The organism is Streptomyces sp. NPDC008139, assembly GCF_042957025.1.
Lineage (GTDB): Bacteria > Actinomycetota > Actinomycetes > Streptomycetales > Streptomycetaceae > Actinacidiphila.
This window is the reverse complement of sequence record NZ_JBIBHM010000001.1, coordinates 12487-30727: the sequence shown is the minus strand read 5'-3', so window position 1 is coordinate 30727 and position 18241 is coordinate 12487. Positions and strand designations below refer to the sequence as shown.

Genomic DNA, 18241 nt, shown 5'->3' with positions numbered 1-18241 from the left:
AGTTGGGGAGCGTTACCCGGCGGATCGCGGGCTGGAATCCCTTACAAGGCCTTGCTGTAAGCAGCCCTACGGGGATACGGTCCCGGTCAAGTTCGTTCCGGCGCCGATGCCGGAGCTGCACCGGGTTTTCATGCGCGTGGGGCCCCGGCGCGAGGCTGTCCCCTGTCCGCCGTCAGGCGGAGTAGTCGCAAGGAGAACCGCCCGTGGCCCTGCCGTTCAGGCTGCCCGCGTACCGGTCGCGGACCGGTAGACGTATCAGAAGCACCGCCGTCGCCACGGCGCTGGCCGCGCTCGTGGCGCTGGCCGTACCGGCCGCGTCCGCACACGGCGTGCCCGCCCCGCCACCACCGCCGTCGGACAAGGCGCTCGCCGGGCAGGCCGCGCGGCACGACGCCACGCGTGAGCAGTTCTACTTCGTGATGCCGGACCGCTTCGCCGACGGGGACAAGGCCAATGACAAGGGCGGTCTGACCGGCGGCAGGCTGACCACCGGGTACGACCCCACGGACAAGGGGTTCTACCAGGGCGGTGACCTCAAGGGCCTGACGCAGAAGCTGGATTACATCAAGGGCCTGGGCACCACCGCGATCTGGATGGCGCCGATCTTCAAGAACCGGCCGGTGCAGGGCACGGGCACGGACGCCAGCGCCGGGTACCACGGCTACTGGATCACGGACTTCACCCAGGTGGACCCGCACTTCGGGACCAACGACGACCTGCGCAGGCTGATCACCGCGGCGCACGCCAAGGGCATGAAGATCTTCTTCGACGTGATCACCAACCACACGGCCGACGTCATCGGCAACGCGGAGAACACGTACACCTACCTGTCCAAGGGCGCGTTCCCGTACCTCGCCGCGGACGGCACCCCCTTCGACGACAGCACCTACGCCGACGGCGGGAACGGGGCCGGGAAGGCGACGTTCCCCAAGGTCACGACCGCGTCGTTCCCGCGCACGCCCACCGTGCCCGCGGACCAGAGGAACGCGAAGGTGCCGGCCTGGCTCAACGACCCGACGATGTACCACAACCGCGGCGATTCGACCTTCGCGGGCGAGAGCGCGGACCAGGGCGACTTCAGCGGCCTGGACGACCTGTGGACGGAACGGCCCGAGGTCGTCAGCGGCATGGAGCGGATCTACGAGAAGTGGGTCAAGGACTTCGCGATCGACGGCTTCCGGATCGACACGGTCAAGAACGTCGACCTGCCGTTCTGGACGCAGTGGGCGACCGCGCTGGACGACTACGCGGCCAAGCACGGCCGGCCGAACTTCTTCATGTTCGGCGAGACGTACTCCGCCGACCCGGCGATCACCTCGCCGTACGTCACACGGGGCCGCCTCGACGCGACGCTCGACTTCCCCTTCCAGGACGCGGCCCGCGCCTACGCCTCGCAGGGCGCGGCGCCCGCGAAGCTCGCCGGGGTCTACGGCCAGGACTACCGCTACACGACGGACAAGGCCAACGCGTACGAGCAGGTCACCTTCCTCGGCAACCACGACATGGGCCGGATCGGCTCCTTCCTGAAGCAGGACAACCCGGCGGCGGACGACGCCGAGCTGGTGCGACGGGACCGGCTGGCCAATGAGTTGATGTTCCTCGGCCGGGGCAACCCCGTCGTCTACTACGGCGACGAGCAGGGCTTCACGGGCGCGGGCGGCGACAAGGACGCCCGGCAGACGATGTTCGCCTCCCAGGTCGCGGACTACCTCGACGACGACGAGATCGGTACGGTGCGCACGCACGCCAGCGACGCGTACGACCCGACGCACCCGCTCTACCGCGCCATCGCCGCGCTGTCGAAGCTCACCAAGGACCACCCGGCGCTGCGCGACGGTGTCCAGACCGAGCGGTACGCGGAGCCCGGCACGGCGGCCGGTGTCTACGCGTACTCCCGCACGGACGCGAAGACCCGTGACGACTACCTGGTCGCGGTCAACAACGCGACGGCCGCGAAGACGGTCACGATCCCGGCGGCCGGCGCGGCGAAGGCCGCGTACCGGGCGCTGTACGGGACGACCGGGACGCTCACCACGGGCGCGGACGGTTCGCTCAAGGTGACGGTGCCCGCGCTGAGTTCGGTGGTCTACCAGGCCGCGAAGCCGCTGCCCGCGCCCACCGCGAAGCCGACGATCACGCTGGCCGCACCCGAGGCGGGCGCCACCGGCACCGTCGAGCTGACGGCCGACGTCAGCGGCGGCGGCCTCAACCGGGTGGTCTTCGCCGCCCAGACCGGCAACGCCACGTGGCAGGTGCTCGGTTCTGCCGACCACGCCCCGTACAAGGTGACGCAGACGATCGACCCGAAGACGGCGGCCGGAACGCCCGTACGCTACAAGGCCGTTGTGGTGGACGCCGCCGGACGTACGGCCGCGGCCACCGCCGCGACCAGCACCGGTACGACCCCGGTCACCCCGCCGCCCACCGCGATCAGCCACGACTACGCGGTGGTCCACTACCAGCGGACCGACGGCGACTACGCGGACTGGGGCCTGTACACCTGGGGCGACATCGCCGACGGCGAGGCCACCACGTACCCGGCGGGCCACGCCTTCACCGGCCGTGACGCGTACGGCGCCTTCGCCTATGTGAAGCTCAAGTCCGGCGCGTCCAATGTCGGCTTCATCGTCGTGAACAAGGACGGCGTCAAGGACACCGACGGCGACCGCGCGATCGACCTCACCGCGACCGGCGAGGTGTGGATCAAGCAGGGCAGCCCGGACGTGGCCACGACCGCGCCGGACGGCGCCTACCCGCCGCAGGACACCGGCAAGGCCGTCCTGCACTACCACCGCGCGGACGGCGACTACACCGGCTGGGGCCTGCACGTCTGGACCGGCGCGGCCACCCCCACCGACTGGTCGTCGCCCGTCAGGCCGGCCCGGACCGACTCCTACGGCGCGGTGTACGAGGTCCCGCTGGCCGCGGGCGCCACCTCGCTCAGCTACATCCTGCACAACGGCGACGCGAAGGACCTGCCCAGCGACCAGTCGCTCGACCTGACCGGGACCGGCCACGAGGTGTGGCTGCTCGGCGGCACGGAAAAGTATCTGCTGCCGCAACCCCAGGGATCAGGAGCTGACTTGGACCTCACCAAGTCGCAGGCCCAGTGGATCGACCGTGACACCGTCGCCTGGCGGACCTCCGCCGCGGCGGCGTCCCAGCAGCTCGTCTACGCGCCCGACGGCGGCATCACCGTCAAGGACGGCGCGCTGTCGAGCGAGGGCAAGTGGCTGCGGCTGACGAAGGTCGCGACCGGTCTCACCGACGCCCAGCTTGCCAAGTACCCGCAGCTCAAGGGGTATTCGGCCTTCACGATCGACCCGCGCGACCGGCCCCGCGCCACCGACGCGCTCAGCGGCCAGATCATCGCCACCCAACGCGCCGCCAACGGAGCCCTGTTGGCCGCGACGGGTGTCCAGACCCAGGGCGTGCTCGACGCGGTCTACGGCGCCGCCGCCGCGAAGGACACCCTCGGCCCGGTCTTCACGCACGGCACCCCGCGGCTGTCGCTGTGGGCGCCGACCGCGCACCGGGTGAGCGTGGAGATCGACGGCAGGACCGTACCGATGCGGCGGGACAAGGCCAGCGGCGTCTGGTCGGTGACCGGCAGCCGGTCGTGGACCGGGAAGACGTATCTGTACGACGTCACCGTCTGGGCGCCCAGCGTCCAAAAGCTCGTGGTCAACAAGGTCACCGACCCCTACTCGGTCGCGCTGACCACCGACTCCAAGCGCAGCCTGCTGGTCGACCTGGACGACCCGAAGCTCGCCCCCAAGGGCTGGGAGCGGCAGGCCAAACCGGCCGCGGCGCCGATCGGCCGGGCGCAGATCCAGGAGCTGCACATCCGCGACTTCTCGGTGGCCGACAGCACCGTCCCGGCCGCCGACCGCGGGAAATACGCCGCCTTCACCGACACCTCGTCCGCGGGCATGACCCACCTCAAGGCGCTCGCCGCGGCAGGCGTCAACTACGTCCACCTGCTGCCCGCCTTCGACTTCTCGACGGTGCCCGAACGCGAGCGGGACCAGGCGAAGCCCGCCTGCGACCTGGCCTCGTACGCGCCCGACAGCGAGCGGCAGCAGGCGTGCGTGACCGCGGCGGCAGCGAAGGACGCCTACAACTGGGGTTACGACCCCTACCACTTCACCGTGCCCGAGGGCTCCTACGCCAAGAACCCCGACGGGCCGCAGCGCACCACGGAATTCCGGCAGATGGTGCAGGGCCTCAACAACGCGGGCCTGCGCGTGGTCATGGACGTCGTCTACAACCACACCTCGGCGGCGGGCCAGGCCGACACCTCCGTCCTCGACAAGATCGTGCCCGGTTACTACCAGCGGCTGATGCCGGACGGCTCGGTCGCCACCTCCACCTGCTGCGCCAACACCGCGCCCGAGAACACCATGATGGGCAAGCTCGTCGTGGACTCGATCGTCACGTGGGCCAAGGAGTACAAGGTCGACGGCTTCCGCTTCGACCTGATGGGCCACCACCCCAAGGCGAACATCCTCGCCGTCCGCAAGGCGCTGGACGCGCTGACGCCCGGTCACGACGGCGTGGACGGGAAGAAGATCATCCTCTACGGGGAGGGCTGGAACTTCGGCGAGGTCGCCGACGACGCCCGCTTCGTCCAGGCCACCCAGGCCAACATGGCGGGCACCGGTATCGCGACCTTCTCCGACCGGGCACGCGACGCCGTACGCGGCGGCAGTCCGTTCGACGAGGACCCCGGCGTGCAGGGCTTCGCCTCCGGCCTCTACACCGACCCCAACTCCTCCGTGAACAACGGCACTCCGGCCGAGCAGAAGGCCCGGCTGCTGCACTACCAGGACCTCATCAAGGTCGGACTCACTGGCAATCTCAAGGAGTTCGGCTTCACCGACTCGGCGGGCAAGCGGGTCACCGGAGCCGAGATCGACTACAACGGCGCACCCGCCGGATACGCCGACGCGCCGGGCGACGCCCTCGCCTATGTCGACGCCCACGACAACGAATCCCTCTACGACGCCCTCGCCTTCAAGCTCCCCGTCGGCACCTCGGCCGCCGACCGGGCCCGTATGCAGGTCGTCGCCGAGGCGACCGCCGCGCTCTCCCAGGGCCCCGCGCTCTACCAGGCGGGCTCGGACCTGCTGCGCTCCAAGTCCCTCGACCGCAACTCCTTCGACTCCGGGGACTGGTTCAACGCGATCCATTGGCAGTGCGCCGACGGCACCGGCTTCGGCCGGGGACTTCCCCCCGCGGCCGACAACCAGGCCAAGTGGCCTTACGCCAAGCCGCTGTTGACGCAGCCCCAGCTCAGCCCCGGCTGCGCGCAGATCACCGCGGCCTCCGCCGCGTACCAGGATCTGCTGCGGATCCGCACCGCCGAGCCCGCTTTCCGGCTCGGCACCGCGGCCCAGGTCCAACAGCAGGTCTCCTTCCCGCTGTCGGGCCCCGACGAGACGCCGGGCGTCATCACCATGAAGGCCGGTGACCTGGTGATCGTCTTCAACGCGACGCCGACGACGCAGAAGCAGCGGGTGGAGGCGGCGCGCGGAACCTCGTACGCCCTGCACCCGGTGCAGGCGGCCGGGACCGACCCGGTCGTCAGGACCTCGACGTACGCGGCGGGGACCGGGACCTTCACCGTGCCGGGGCGGACGGTGGCGGTGTTCAGAACCGGTCGCTGAGGACCGTCGGGCGCCCGTGAGGGGAGCCCCCGATCCGGCCGTTTCCGCACTGAATCGCGGACGGCGGGAACCGCGGGCTCCCCTTGGCGCGTCAAGTTTTACGGCCGGGTCGTACGCCGGAGGGAACCAATGTTGCCCTGGATGCGTCCACGCCCACATGAGCTCCCCGCACATCAGGGTCCGCCCTGCCACGCCCGAAGACCTGAGCGCGATATCGGACATCCACGCCCGCGCCCGCGCCAGCTACTACGCGGGCCACCTCCCGGCCGAGGAGTACAGCGGTCCCGCGGAGTTGGAACGACAGCGCGTGGGTACGGCCAGGGCCATCTCCTCGGACGACCGGACCGTGCTGTGCGCGGTCAGGGACGACCGGGTGGTCGGCTTCGCCGTGCTCGCCGCCCGGCACGACGAGAACACCCTCTTCCACTTCCACATCGACCCCTCCGTCTGGCGCACCGGCACCGGCACCGCCCTGCACCGCGCCTGCGTCGCGGTCTGGCAGGCCGCGGGCCTCACCACCGCCCGCCTCGAAGTCTTCGCCCCCAACGCCCGTGCCCGCGCCTTCTACACCCACCAGGGCTGGCAGGAAGACGGCCGCACCGGCGACCACGTCCGCATGCGCCTCACCGTCCCCACCCCAGCCCCCACCCCCCAACCGGCCCACGAATAGCCCCGGTGGACGCGGGCGTTACGAGGCGGGCAGGGGGGTCAGGGTGGCGCCGGTGGTGAGGTGGGCGGTGAGGGTGGCGCGGGTGCCGCGGGGGGCGCGGGTGGAGAGGTAGGGGCCGTCGGCGGAGGCGTGGACGCCCGCCGTGGCGGTGATCCGGGTGACATCGCGGCTGCCCGCGGCGACGAGGTACCAGTGGGAGCGGGGGGACTGCCACATGACGCCCGCCATGACGTGCTGGCCGAAGCGGCTGCACGCGTTGCCGTCGGTCTGCCGGCCGGCGACGGTGCCGGGCGCGGCGGCGGGGGAGGACGGCGGGACGAAGGTCACGGTGGCCTGCCCCGGGCCGCGCCAGGTGTCGGCGCGGGCGCAGGTCCAGGACGCCTCGCCGCCGCCCTCGGGCAGCGGGGTACGGGCGAACTCCCAGTTGTTGACGGCCTTCACGCCCTGCCCGCGCAACTCGCCCAGATAGCAGGCGTTGTGCGCCCAACTGACCAGTGCCTGAGCCCCGGTGGCCTCACGCGGCTGCCGCGCCGGGACACCGTCGCCCGGAGGCGGGGTGTACGTGAGGTGGACCGGCGACAGGTCGCCGAGGTCGGTCAGCAGGAAGGTGTGGCTCTCCACGATCCTCGAGGACGACGTGAGCTGCACCACCGGCCAGGCGCTGCCGCACGCACCCGCGGCGGCCCCCGCGCCCGGCATCCGTACCGGATCGGTCACCCCGTCCGCGTCGCGGTGCAGCGGTGCGCCGAGGACGTTGGGCCGCATCAGATCGCGGGTCTGCGCGTCCGCGATCCACGGGGCGGTCAGAAAACGGGTGTTGCCGTCCACCCGGTCGACCACGACCGCCGCCGCCGTCGTCACATCGGCGTCCTGCACCTGCGCGAAGTCCAGCGCGGCGCGCCCCGAACCGCTGCGCGGCTGCGCGTAACGGACGATCCGCAGACCGTCGTAGAAGATCACCACCGCCGCCGCGTCGACATTCCCCGCGAAGAGCAACTGCGGTGGCTGGGCAGGGGCGTTGCGCGGAGTGCCGGGCGTCGAGGAGACGTCCACGTCCGCGCCGGGGTGCGCCCACACCGCGAGCGCCCGGCCGAGCAGCGCCTTGTCGTCGGCCCGGCCGCCGCGCGCGGGCCACGCCGTGAAGTCCATCCGCGCGGTCGACGCCCACAGCGCCGCGTCCGGCCGTACGAGAGCGGCCGGATCGAGCGCGCGGGCGTCCCCGGCACCGGATGCGGGAGAGCCCGGCGCCGCGTACGACGCCGTACCCCCGTCGCCGCCGCTGCCCCACACCGCCCAGCCGGACACCAGCACGGCGGCCACCGCGACGGCCGCCCCGGTCACCAGACCCGCGCGCCTGCGCTGCCTGCGCCGCAGCAGGTCGGTCGGCCCCACCTGGAGCGTGCAGGGATCGAACTCACCGCCCGTCAGCAGGTGTTGGCCGCCCTTGACGGCCGCCGCCGCCCGCATCGCGCCGCGCGGATCGGCCGCGCCCGCGGCCCTCAGCACGGCCAGCACCTCGGCGTCGGCCAACTCCTCGACCCCGCGCAGCGCGAACGCCGCCCGCGCCTCGGGCGCCAACTCCGCCAGCGCCCGGTCCAGCGCCAACTCCTCGCTGCCGCCCGCCCGCGGATGCAGCCGCAAGCCGACGACCTGCGGCAGCGCCGTACCACCGGCGGCGGCCGTACGCACACGCTCCCGCCGGCCCCCACGCCCGCCGCAGTGCCGCCCGTAGGCCAGCGCCTCGCGCAATACCTCGTGCCGCAGCAGCGCGTACGCCTCACCGCGCGGCCCGTCCGTCGCGCCCGCCGTCTGCGGCGGATACCGCCGGTCGCGCGGCAACGACCGCTGCACCAGGCGGTGCGCGGTCAGCACTCTGCGATGCGTGCCGAGCGCGGTGGGCAGCGCCAGATACGCCAGCCGTACCAGGCGCGGGTAGTGCTCGACGAGCGCCGCCTCCGCCTCTTCCACAGCGACCGGGCCGGGCTCGTCATCGGCGGAATCGCTTTCTGCTGAGCGCGTGTTCACGCCCCGTCAAACGAGTGGATCATCCGATGGTCACGAGATACCGCTCCGCGCGCGGCGGTCCCGCCGCGCGTGGGCGCCCGTCACCTGACCGTGACGGGCGCCCTGTACAACGGAGTTGACGCAGTTCAGACCAGTCCGGCCTTCTCCAGCGCCGTACCGCACGTGTCCACCATGAGCCGCGTCACCACGTACGGGTCCATGTTCGCGTTCGGGCGGCGGTCCTCGATGTAGCCCTTCTGGTCCACCTCGACCTGCCACGGGATACGCACCGACGCGCCGCGGTTGGAGACGCCGTAGCTGTACTCGTTCCACGGAGCCGTCTCGTGCGCGCCGGTCAGCCGCGCCTCGACGCCGACGCCGTAGTTCTTGATGTGCTCCAGCGGCTTGTCGTCGCGGCCCAGCGACTCGGCGGCCTCAATGATCGCCTCGTAGCCCTCGCGCATCGCCTTGGTCGAGAAGTTCGTGTGCGCGCCCGCGCCGTTCCAGTCGCCCTTGGCGGGCTTCGGGTCCAGCGTCGCCGAGACACCGAAGTCCTCCGCCGTGCGGTACAGCAGCCAGCGCGCCATCCACAGGTGGTCGGAGACCTCCAGCGGGCTCAGCGGCCCGACCTGGAACTCCCACTGCCCCGGCATGACCTCGGCGTTGATCCCCGAGATGCCCAGGCCCGCGGCCAGGCAGTTCTCCAGGTGCTTCTCGACCACCGGACGGCCGAAGATCTCGTCCGCGCCGACCCCGCAGTAGTAGCCGCCCTGCGGCGCCGGGTACCCGCCCTCGGGGAACCCGAGCGGACGCGAGCCCTGGAAGAACGTGTACTCCTGCTCGATGCCGAACAGCGACTCCTGCGCCGCGAACTTCTCCGCCACCTCGCGCAGCGCGGCCCGCGTGTTGGACTCGTGCGGCGTCCCGTCGATGTTGAAGACCTCGCACATCACCAGGACGTCGTCCCCGCCGCGGATCGGGTCGGGGAACGAGGAGACCGGCTTGAGTACGCGGTCGGACGCGTGGCCCTCCGCCTGGTTGGTGCTGGAACCGTCGAAGCCCCAGATCGGGAGCTCGGCGCCGTCGGCCAGGATGCGCGTCTTGGAACGCAGCTTCGCGGTCGGCAGGGTGCCGTCTATCCAGATGTACTCAGCCTTGTAGGTCACGGGACGCCATCCTTAACGAACAGTCTTCGCGGGTGCTGGCCGAGCTGCGCTGATCGAGCCACCCGCAGCGTCGCAAAATCCCTTTTCCCGACTGTTGCCCACGTGTTAACCCACTGTGAACGCCCCCACGTGACCAGCGGCAACGCCCCAGGAGCCCCGCCTGTCACCGCTGCGCGGTGGGGTTCACCGCTGGGGGGCGTTTTGCACGAGGGGCTGCGCCCCTGCGGCACCGCTGCGCGGTGGGGTTGGCCGCTGGGGTGTGTTTGTGCGTGGGGCTGCGCCCCTGCGGAACGGCTGCGCGAGGTGGGTTCGCCGGTAGCCGGCGAGCCGAAGGGCGCGCCGGTGTTGAAAGGGAGAACGCGCACAGAGAGCGAGGAACGAGCGAACGAGCACGATCGACCGTCGACACCGGATCTAAGCGCCCGGAGGCGAGAGGGCGGCAAAAAAAAGGGCATCGCGGTGAGCTGACGCAAGGCGGCTCCCACGCACGTTCAGCCGCGAGGGTGAGCCGGCGCGGGAGGGTGCCCACCCAAGGTGAGCCACCGGCGAACCCCACCGCGCAGCGGTGCCGCAGGGGCGCAGCCCCTCGCGCGCACTCCCCCCCCCGGCGAACCCCACCGCGTAGCCGTGACCGGGCGGGACGCCGGTAGGCTCGCCGTCATGACCATGCGCTTCGGACTTCTCGGCACCGGCCCCTGGGCCCGGCTCGCCCATGGACCCGCTCTCGCCGCCCATCCGGAGGTGGAATTCGTCGGGGTCTGGGGCCGGAGGCCGGAGGCGGCGGCTGAGGTGGCGGCGCAGTTCGGTGCGCGGGCGTACGGGGACGCGGAGGCGCTGATCGCGGATGTGGACGCGGTGGCGGTCGCGCTGCCGCCGCATTTGCAGGCGCCGTTGGCGGTGGCGGCGGCCCGCGCGGGCCGTCACGTGCTGCTGGACAAGCCGGTGGCGACGACCGTGGAGGACGCGAAGGCGGTGGCCGAGGCCGTCACGGCGGCCGGAGTCGGGTCGGTGGTCTTCTTCACCCTGCGCTTCGACCCGGCGACAGCCGGGTGGATCGAGGAGCAGGCGGCGCGCGGCGAGTGGTACACCGGCCGCGCGGACTGGTACAGCGCCGTCTTCACCGGAGACGAGAACCCCTTCGCGGACTCGCCGTGGCGGCGCGAGAAGGGCGGCCTGTGGGACGTCGGCCCGCACGCGCTGTCCGTCCTGCTGCCCGTACTCGGGGACGTCACCGCCGTCACCGCGGCCAACGGCCCGGGCGACACCGTACATTTGACGCTCCGTCACGACTCCGGTGCCTCCAGCACCTCCACCCTGACGCTGACCGCGCCGCCCGCCGCCGCGGGCGTGGTCATCGAACTGCGCGGGGACCAGGGCGTCGTGACCTACCCCGACGGCGTCGCGGGCGAGGCGACGGCTTCCCTGGCCCACGCCATCACCGCGCTCACCTCCGGCGCTCCGCACGCCTGCGACGCCCGCTTCGGCCTGCGCGTCACCGAGATCCTGGCGGCGGCGGAGTCGGCCCTGGCCTAGGACCTGTCCAGCGGATCACTCGGCTCCGCCGCCGGACGGTCACCGCGGCCGGTAGGCGGTGGCCAGGACGGAGACGGTCACGTGTCCTGGCAGCGGGCCGCTCCCGACGTCCGCGCGGCTCACGTGGCGGGCGCTCGGTGACATGCCCACCAGGTCCAGGGCGTCGGACCGGTGAGCGGGGCGAGGTAGTCGACCCGCTCGGTCCTGGCGGCCATGAAGTGGGGGTCGACGGCGTGGTGCAGGCGCTGTTCCTTGGCGGGGTCGACGGTGACCATGGCCCGTACGCGGTGCCGCAGTTCGGCCAGGTGCCGGTCGGTCGGACGGACGACGATCAGGCGGCCCGTCGGGCGCAGTTACGGCCTATTCGCCGGAGTCGGAGCCGGAGCCGGAGCCGGAGCCGGAGCTGGAACCAGAACCAGAACCAGAACCCGACCCGGAGCCGGAACCCGAGCCGCTCCCGGAGTTGCGTACCTGAGTTAAGAACCCGAGCCCGAACCGGAAACCCACAGTTCGCTGGCGCTGTTGATGATGAACGACTGCACCGGGCACCCCGACGGCCGTGACAACCGCAGTTTCGGGAAGTGCTCGAACAGGACGCTCAACGCGATCTCGCCCTCCAGCCGCGCCAGTCCGGCGCCAATGCAGAAGTGCTGGCCGTTTCCGAAGGAGAGCTGGCGGGAATTGGGGCGCGCGACGTCGAAGCTGTCGGCGTCGGGGAACTGCTGGTCGTCACGGCCGGCCGCGGCGTAGGAGGCGAGCATGGCCTCGCCGCGCCGGATCACCACGTCGCCGACCGGGATGTCCTCAAGGGCGTAGCGCAGCGGGAAGTGGCCGACCGGGCAGTCGTAGCGCACGACTTCCTCGATGACGGAGCCCCAGGAGACCTCGTCGGACCGGGCCCGTGCCAGTTGTCCCGGGTTGGCGAGCAGCGCCCTGACCGCGTTGGTGATCAGGTTGACGGTGGTCTCGTGGCCGCCCACCAGCACGGTGAGCATGATGACCACGACCTCGTCCTCGCTCAGCCGGTCGCCTTCCTCGCCGGCGGCGATCAACGCGCTGGTCAGGTCGTCGCCGGGGCTCTCGCGCTTGGCCTGTGCCGCCTCGGCGAGCAGGACCAGGAGCTGGTCCTGGGCCTCCTGCGTCTGGTTGCCCTTGGCCGCGGGGTGGCTGCTGAGCACGGCGTCGGAGAGCGTACGCAGCCGCTCGCCGTCCATCGGCGGCAGGCCCAGCAGTTCGGCGATCACCTTGACCGGCAGCGGGAGCGCGTAATCCTCGCGCAGGTCGAACTCGTCGCCGCGCGCGGCCGCTTCGTCCAGCAGGCGGTGGGCCAGCTCCTCGATCCGCGGGCGCAGCGCGGCCGTTCGGCGGGGCGTCATCGCCTGACCCGCGAGCGCGCGCAGCCGCCGGTGCTCGGCGCCGTCGCGCGTGAGTATCCCGGGGAGGCTGACGAAGTTCAGCAGGGGCCAGTCCTCGGGCAGCCGCCCTTCGGTGTTGCGGGGCCACTGTCGCGGGTCCTTCGACACCCGCGGGTCGACCAGCAGTTGCCGCAGCGTCTCGTGGTGCGTGACGGTCCAGGCCGGCACCCCGCCGGGCAGTTCCACCAGCGCCACCGGGCCGAGCGCGCGCAGCTTGACGTTCTCCTCGTGCTGGTTCTGGCCGAAATGATCGAGCAGTAACGGTGTCAGCGTTTCGGAGGTTTTCATGCCCGGCACCATAACAAGCGCGCTCGCCGGACGAACAGCTGCCCAAAAGGGCTACGACTCCGAACTCGACCGTCCCGTAAAGGGGTTGAGCGGTGAATGCGGAAACGTCCACCTGCCGATTCCCGTCGGAGAGAATTTCGGACGGGGTTACTTCGAATATTCCCGCCGGGGCCGTTGGCGACGAATTTTTGCTTACGGAATACCCGGGCTACCGCGCCAGCCCGTCCCAGCCCCAGTGCGGTACGGGACCGGGGTCGCCGAGATCGGAACTCTCCTGGTTGGAGACCGACATGGCGATCCGCGTGCCCCACTCGATGTACTCGGCGAAGCGCTGCCGCAGCAACGCGTCGGCGGGCAGCTCCTTCACGGCGGTCGCGAGCATCAACTCCACCCAGCGCGCCCGCTGTTCCTCGGTGATCCGCAGGCCCAGGTGCTGGGAGAGCAGGGCCTGGTGGCCGCCGAGGCGGGCGGTGTACTCGGCGGGGCCGCCGAAGACCTCCGTGAGCCAGACGACGACATGGTCGATGTGGGCCCGGGTGAAGTGCACGAAGACCGGGGCGAGGAGCGGATCGACGAGGACCTGCTCATAGAAGCTGTCGATGAGGCGGCGCAGGGCGTCACTGCCGCCGACCGCTTCGTAGAAGGTGCCGGTGCGGTCGACGGGGGAATCCGGAGTGGTCATGGGCGCTCCAGGTCGTGCCGGTGGTCGCGGCCAGGGACGTCCCGGCCGCGTCATGTTCGCGGCCAGGGGCAGCCCGGCCGGTGGTTCCGGCCAGAGTCGGCCTGGCCGGTGCTTTGCGGCCAAGGATCACCCGGCCGCCCGGCGGGCACCGGGATTTACGCGGCGGGCGGATCAAATGGAGCAGTGGATTCCGGCCACGGGGAAGAAACGGGCGGGCACGTCACTTGTACGCGGTATGAAGGCGATCACTTACACCAGCAACGGCGGCCCCGACGTCCTCACGCTCACCGAGCGCCCGGTCCCGGAGCCGGGGCCGGGCGAGGTACGGGTCCGCGTCCATGTCTCCGGCGTCAACCCGACGGACTGGAAGTCGCGGCGCAGCACCGCCCCCGCCTCGGCGCAGGTGCCGAACCAGGACGGCTCCGGCGTCGTCGACGCGGTCGGTTCCGGCGTCCCCGAGACGCGGATCGGCGAGCGCGTCTGGATCTGGGAGGCCGCGTACGGCCGCGCGGACGGCACCGCGCAGGAGTACGTGGCGCTGCCCGCGGGCCAGGCCGTCGCCCTGCCCGACCACGCCTCCTTCGACCTCGGCGCGAGCCTCGGCATCCCCGCCCTCACCGCGCACCGCGCCCTCACCGTCGCGGACGGCGGCCCCGAGCGGCTCGCCCCCGGCGCCCTCGACGGACGTACGGTCCTGGTCGCGGGCGGCGCGGGCGCCGTCGGCAACGCCGCGATCCAGCTCGCCCGCTGGGCCGGGGCCACCGTCGTCAGCACGGTCAGCGGACCCGCCAAGGGCGACCTCGCGCGGGCCGCGGGAGCCCATCACGTCGTGGCCTACCGCGCCCAGGACGCCGCCGCCGAGATCCGCCGGATCGCCCCGGACGGCGTCGACATCGTGGTCGAGGTCGCCCCGGCCGCCAACGCCGCCCTCGACCGGGCCGTCGCCGCCCCCGACGCCGTCATCGCCTTCTACGCCGACGACGACGCCTCGGCCACCGTGCCGGTCCGCCCGTCCATGGCGCTCAACCTCCGCTGGCAGGGTGTCCTGGTCTATACGGTCCCGCCCGCCGCCAAGGCCCACGCCGTCGCGGCGGTCACGGCCGCCGTCGCAGACGACGCCCTCCACGCGGGCCCCGACGCCGGGCTGCCCTTCCACCGTTTCTCCCTTGCCGAGACCGCCCAAGCCCACCAGGCGGTTGAGGACAGCGTCATCGGCAAGGTGCTCATCGACGTGGCCGCGCCCACCGACTGACGCCTCGTCACACGAGCAGCCGGTCCAACCGGCCCGGGCCCGCCGTCCGTTGCGCGGGTCCGGGCTCGGGGCCGAAGGACGGTTCCCGCCGACGGTCGAACCCGTACCGACGCCCGTCTCCGTACCGACGCCCGTCCCCGTACCGCCTCGGACCCCGCGCCCTCCCGCCCCCGACCTTTCGGTGGCCGCCGAAACGTCGCGGGGCGAGGATGGGGGCATGACCGCCCGCACCAGGACCCCGGGGGCGCCGAGGACCGGCGACCCCCGTACCCCCGCGCTCGCCGACCCCGCCGTCCCCCGGCTCGCGGCCCTCGCCGCGCTCCTGGCCGACGAGACCAGGGCCGCGGTCTGCCTGGTGCTGCTGGACCAGCGCGCCTGGACCAGCGGGGAACTGGCCCGGCACTGCGGGGTCGCGCCGTCCACCATGAGCGAGCACCTGACCCGCCTGGTCGACGGCGGACTGCTGGCCCGCGAACACCAGGGGCGGCACCGTTACGTACGCCTGGCCGGCCCCGAAGCGGCCCGATTCGTCGAGGACATGGCGGAACGGGTGGCCGTCGCCGTACCCCGGACCACCGGCGCCGGGCTGCGGGCGCACAGCGCGGGCCGGGCGATGGCGCGCGGCCGTACGTGCTACGACCACCTCGCAGGTCGGCTGGGCGTGGCCCTCACCGACGCGCTGACCGGCAACGGCCTGCTCCGGCAGGACACCGGCTTCGCCCTCACCGACGACGGCGTGGCCTGGTTCACCGACCTCGGCGCGGATCTGTCCGGGTCGCCCTCGTCCCGCCGTCCGCTGGCGCGCCCCTGCCTCGACTGGACCGAGCGGCGCCCCCACCTGGGCGGCACCGCGGGCGCCGAACTCTGCCGCCTCGTCCTCACCCGCGCCTGGGCCACCCGTATCGGCACCGGCCGCGCGGTGAAGGTCACGGCGCTCGGCGAGCGCGAACTCCACCGGGTCCTGGGCATCGAGCCGCACGATCTGGCTCCGGCGGAGGCGTAGGACCGCCCGGCGGGGGTGGGCTCAGCAGCCCGCCAGGCGTTCGCGGACGGTGGCGGGGTCGAGGTCCAGGGCGCTGAGCAGCGTCGCGGCGGGGTCCGGGTGCGGGGCGGGCAGGAGCGCGAGCAGCAGATGGCGGGGCTCGATACGGCGTCCGCGCCGCTCCCGCTCGGCCTCGTGCTTGGCGGCGACGACGGTCGCGCGGGCGGCCGAATTGAGGGTGATACGGCGCCGGCCGCGGACCGGCGGCGGGGCGAGGGGGATGTCGAGGTGGATGCCGAGCGAGCCGAGGGCGGCCCGGTCGAGGGCTTCGAGGGCGGCGTGCCCCTGGGCGAGGGTGACGCCGAGGGCGCGGGCGGGCTGGGCGGACTCGTCGCGGAGCAGCGCGAGCAGCAGGTGATCGGTGCCGATCCGGCGGTCGCCGCGCCGGGCGGCCTCCTCGCCCGCCTGCTCCATGACGAGCTTGAACCGGGCGTGAGCGGTGTTCTCCGGCATCGGGCGCCTCACTTTCCGTACTTCGCGTGCACCGACTGACGCGACACCCCGAGGGCGTCGCCGATCTGCTCCCACGACCAGCCCTGCCTGCGGGCCAGCGCCACATGCGCGGCCTCGACCTGTTCGGCGAGCCGGTGCAGCGCGCCGACGGCCCGCAGGCCGACCGCGGGGTCGTCCGAGTTCACGGCCGCGGAGACACTGTTGGTATCCATGGATGTCAGGCTAGGCTGACACGCGGTATCGCGTCAATCCAAACTGACAAACCCGTCCGGCCGGACGCGCGCGGTGCCAGAATGACCGCATGGCCCCAGCGACGCCCGGCACCTCCACGCCCGTCACGCTCCGCATCGAAGGCACCGGCCTTCCCGGTCGCGCGTGCGCCGCGGCCCCCGGCTTCCCCGGATACACGGACATCCACGTCGCCGTTCAACGGCGCGCGAAACCAGGGGAGTTGCTCGACCCGACGCCCGGCGACGCGGACCGCGCCGTATGGACGCTGGAGTGCGTCGCGCGGACGGTCGAGGACGGCACCGAGCTGACCGGCCCGTGGGTGCAGGGCGGGCCGGGCGGGCGCTTCGTCTATCTGTCCTGGGGCGCGGTCGGCGCGGACGGGACCTTCGCGATGTTCCGTCGCGCCAAGCTGCTGCTCGAAGCCGTCGAGCCGGACGTGCTCGCCGCCGCCGTACGGTCCGGGCGGCTCACCGGGCGCCTCGGCCTCACCGACGCCAAGGGGCACCCGCTGTGCGCCCGCGTCGTACCGCCGGTCATCGCCTGGTCGGCGGGCTGAGCGCCGGAGTCCTGGGCACCCCTGGGCGGCTTCCTGCGGGACGGCCTTCTTCCTACGTCACGGCCTTCGCCGCCGCCTGCGCGACCCGCTCCACCAGCGCGATCCCGTCCTGCTCCGACACATGGCCGCCGGACAGCACCGCGACCAGCAGCGTATGGGCGTCGTGCTCGACCTTCCCGATGCTGTTGACGTCCCACAGGCCGGTGGCGCTCCGCGGCAGCCAGCCGTTCTTGAGCGCGTAGTCGCCGCCGCCGGAGTCGGCCGCCGACACGCCCCACCGTTGGTCGGCGGTGACCGCGTGCATCAGGTCCGAGATGTAGTCACGTGAGGCGGCGCTGAGCGGGGAGTCGTCGCCGTCGCCGTAGACCGCGCGCAGCAGGGTGATCTGGTCGGCGGCGGTGGTCTGGGTCAGGCCCCACAATTCGCCGCTGCCGGGGGTGGTGTGGCTCAGGCCGAGCGAGGCGTTGGCGGACGCCAGCCCCGGGCCGCTGCCGATGGCCTTCCACAGGGCGAGCGCCGCGTCGTTGTCGCTCTGCTCGATCATGTCGGTGGCCAAGTCGCGCTGCTCGGACGTCAGTTGGGTACCCGCGTGCTGATGCCGGAGCAGCAGCGCCGCCAGGATGTCGACCTTGACGATGCTCGCGGTGTCGTACGTCGTGGTGTCGCCGCTGTCGTACGTGGCGACCGTACTGCCGCTGTCGTCGCTGTCCCCGCCCAACTCGGTCACGGCGACCGAGAAGTGCCCGGAGCCGGTGTCGGACAGGGCCTTGATCGCCGCGCCCAGTTCGGCCTGGGCGTCCCGCGCGGGCGTGGCCGTCGTCTTCTGCGGGGGAGCGGCCGAGGGGGAGGGCGGCGTGGTGGTCGGAGGCGTGGTGGTCGGAGGCGTGGTGGTCGAGGGCGCCTGCGCCGGGGTGAAGGGCTTCGCGGTGGCGGGGGAGGGGGAGGGGGACGCCCCGCCCGTCGCGCCGCTGGCCGCCTTCCCGTCCGCCCCGGCCCGCGCGGACGGCGACTGGATGACGGTGGCCAGCGTCAGCACCGCGATCACCGTGAGTGTCGTGGTGGACACCACGAGGGGCCGCCGGGTCCACCAGTGCGCGGCGGCCCCGCTCCCCGTCTCGTTCCCGGCATCGTCCCAGGCTGTGTCCGCGGGCGCGTCTCCCGCCACGCCTCCGGCCCCGCTCCCGGCTTCACCCCCAGCTCCGCCGGACGTCTGTTCGTCATCCATGCGGAGGACCGTATGAATCGTTTCTTGGATTCCGCTGAGATCCCGGTTTCCATCT

At 72.4% G+C, this 18241-nt stretch carries 13 protein-coding genes and 1 pseudogene; 6 read left to right on the top strand and 8 right to left on the bottom strand.

Annotation, left to right across the window (positions count from 1 at the left end):
* Positions 1 to 203 precede the first annotated feature (203 nt).
* Both pulA and ACFZBB_RS00115 read left to right on the top strand, forming a co-directional pair.
* Positions 204 to 5669 carry a pullulanase-type alpha-1,6-glucosidase gene (gene pulA, locus ACFZBB_RS00120; RefSeq protein WP_391116231.1) on the top strand — a complete coding sequence of 1822 codons (5466 nt, stop codon included), beginning with the start codon at positions 204 to 206 and terminating at the stop codon, positions 5667 to 5669.
* Positions 5670 to 5826: 157 nt separating this feature from the next.
* On the top strand, positions 5827 to 6339 hold the full coding sequence (locus ACFZBB_RS00115) for a GNAT family N-acetyltransferase (protein ID WP_391116229.1): 513 nt from the start codon (positions 5827 to 5829) through the stop codon (positions 6337 to 6339).
* A gap of 18 nt (positions 6340 to 6357) precedes the next feature.
* On the opposite strand, the gene ACFZBB_RS00110 is transcribed toward ACFZBB_RS00115, so the two are convergent.
* The gene (locus ACFZBB_RS00110; protein WP_391116227.1) at positions 6358 to 8364 is read right to left on the bottom strand and encodes a hypothetical protein; all 2007 of its coding nucleotides are present in this window, start codon (positions 8362 to 8364) and stop codon (positions 6358 to 6360) included.
* A gap of 125 nt (positions 8365 to 8489) precedes the next feature.
* On the bottom strand, positions 8490 to 9509 hold the full coding sequence (gene glnII / locus ACFZBB_RS00105) for a glutamine synthetase (protein ID WP_391116225.1): 1020 nt from the start codon (positions 9507 to 9509) through the stop codon (positions 8490 to 8492).
* Positions 9510 to 10175: 666 nt separating this feature from the next.
* Between glnII and ACFZBB_RS00100 the strand changes: the two genes are divergently transcribed.
* Positions 10176 to 11042, top strand: a complete 867-nt coding sequence (locus tag ACFZBB_RS00100) for a Gfo/Idh/MocA family oxidoreductase (RefSeq protein WP_391117431.1) — start codon at positions 10176 to 10178, stop codon at positions 11040 to 11042.
* Between the two features lie 39 nt (positions 11043 to 11081).
* Here ACFZBB_RS00100 and ACFZBB_RS00095 read toward each other — a convergent pair.
* The 3 genes and pseudogenes from ACFZBB_RS00095 to ACFZBB_RS00085 all read right to left on the bottom strand — a co-directional run.
* Positions 11082 to 11395: pseudogene (locus ACFZBB_RS00095) on the bottom strand (methyltransferase type 11); the annotation flags it as partial.
* A 123-nt stretch (positions 11396 to 11518) separates the two neighbouring features.
* On the bottom strand, positions 11519 to 12745 hold the full coding sequence (locus ACFZBB_RS00090) for a cytochrome P450 (RefSeq protein ID WP_391116223.1): 1227 nt from the start codon (positions 12743 to 12745) through the stop codon (positions 11519 to 11521).
* Between the two features lie 208 nt (positions 12746 to 12953).
* Positions 12954 to 13427: a group II truncated hemoglobin gene (locus ACFZBB_RS00085; protein ID WP_391116221.1), complete on the bottom strand. Its 474-nt coding sequence runs from the start codon at positions 13425 to 13427 to the stop codon at positions 12954 to 12956.
* 235 nt (positions 13428 to 13662) lie between these two features.
* On the opposite strand from ACFZBB_RS00085, the gene ACFZBB_RS00080 reads away from it, so the two are divergent.
* Complete coding sequence (locus ACFZBB_RS00080) at positions 13663 to 14679, top strand: zinc-binding dehydrogenase (RefSeq protein ID WP_391116219.1); 1017 nt, start codon at positions 13663 to 13665, stop codon at positions 14677 to 14679.
* Between the two features lie 217 nt (positions 14680 to 14896).
* Entirely contained in the window at positions 14897 to 15682 is a 786-nt protein-coding gene (locus tag ACFZBB_RS00075) for a helix-turn-helix domain-containing protein (RefSeq protein WP_391116217.1), read from the top strand.
* A gap of 21 nt (positions 15683 to 15703) precedes the next feature.
* Here ACFZBB_RS00075 and ACFZBB_RS00070 read toward each other — a convergent pair whose 3' ends face one another.
* Positions 15704 to 16174 carry a Clp protease N-terminal domain-containing protein gene (locus tag ACFZBB_RS00070; protein ID WP_391116214.1) on the bottom strand — a complete coding sequence of 157 codons (471 nt, stop codon included), beginning with the start codon at positions 16172 to 16174 and terminating at the stop codon, positions 15704 to 15706.
* 8 nt (positions 16175 to 16182) lie between these two features.
* On the bottom strand, positions 16183 to 16386 hold the full coding sequence (locus tag ACFZBB_RS00065) for a helix-turn-helix domain-containing protein (RefSeq protein WP_188283279.1): 204 nt from the start codon (positions 16384 to 16386) through the stop codon (positions 16183 to 16185).
* 89 nt (positions 16387 to 16475) lie between these two features.
* Between ACFZBB_RS00065 and ACFZBB_RS00060 the strand changes: the two genes are divergently transcribed.
* Positions 16476 to 16961: a DUF5990 family protein gene (locus ACFZBB_RS00060; RefSeq protein ID WP_391116212.1), complete on the top strand. Its 486-nt coding sequence runs from the start codon at positions 16476 to 16478 to the stop codon at positions 16959 to 16961.
* A gap of 52 nt (positions 16962 to 17013) precedes the next feature.
* Here ACFZBB_RS00060 and ACFZBB_RS00055 read toward each other — a convergent pair whose 3' ends face one another.
* A complete protein-coding gene (locus ACFZBB_RS00055; protein ID WP_391116210.1) occupies positions 17014 to 18186 on the bottom strand; it encodes a serine hydrolase in 1173 nt (390 codons plus the stop codon).
* Positions 18187 to 18241: the final 55 nt, after the last annotated feature.